1 protein-coding gene is annotated in these 835 nt (G+C 59.8%); it reads left to right on the forward strand.

The genetic code is table 11. The features are described from left to right. A partial coding sequence (locus H6A60_RS11890; protein ID WP_205104900.1) for a TraM recognition domain-containing protein occupies positions 1-787 on the forward strand: 787 nt, incomplete at its 5' end. Positions 788-835 lie beyond the last annotated feature (48 nt).

Consider the following 835-nt stretch of genomic DNA (forward strand, 5'->3'; position numbering starts at 1 on the left):
CGGACTCATTTCGCTTCGCAATCACGACAAAGAGCATTTCGGGAAGATGGTGACGTCGCTGCTGCCGATCCTCTCGCAGCTCACCTCCGGCAAGCTCGGGCGGCTCCTCTCGCCGCCCGAAGATCCCGACGAACAGGGGACGGCGATCTTTCGCGACACGGGCGACTTTATCGAAAAGAACGCGGTCGTCTACATGGGTCTCGATTCGCTTTCCGACAACATGGTGGGTTCGGCCATCGGATCGCTCATGCTCGCCGACCTCACGGCAGCCGCGGGCTCCATCTACAACTTCAAGGAGGAGCGCCGAATCGTCAACGTCTTTGTGGACGAGGCGGCCGAATGCGTCAACGACAGCTTCATTCAGCTGCTCAACAAAGGCCGCGGCGCGCGGTTCAAGCTCGTCGTCGCCACGCAGACGATTTCCGACTTTGCCGCGCGCCTCGGCAGCATGGACAAGGCCATGCAGGTGGTCGGCAACCTCAACAACACGATTTCTCTGCGGTGCATCGACGAGAAGACGCAGCAGTTCGTGACGCGTCGCTTTCCGAAGACGAAAGTGAAAGCGATCGCCATCGACCAGGGGCTTTCCACCGATGCGGACGATCCGCTCCCAAAAGGCGGCCGTCTCGGGGAGCGTCTCACGGAAGAAGAGGTGGATCTTTTTCCTTCGGAGCTGCTCAACATGCTCCCCGATCTCGAATTCATAGCGAATCTCTCGGGCGGCAAGGTCGTCAAGGGCCGCTATCCGTTTCTGGTGCAGGACCGTTCCGAATTCAAGCCGCAATAAGTCCTCTCGCTGCGCTCATGGCTCACGCGTTTCGCGCGTGAACTGAGA

The organism is Sutterella massiliensis (assembly GCF_016899755.1).
Lineage (GTDB): Bacteria > Pseudomonadota > Gammaproteobacteria > Burkholderiales > Burkholderiaceae_F > Sutterella > Sutterella massiliensis.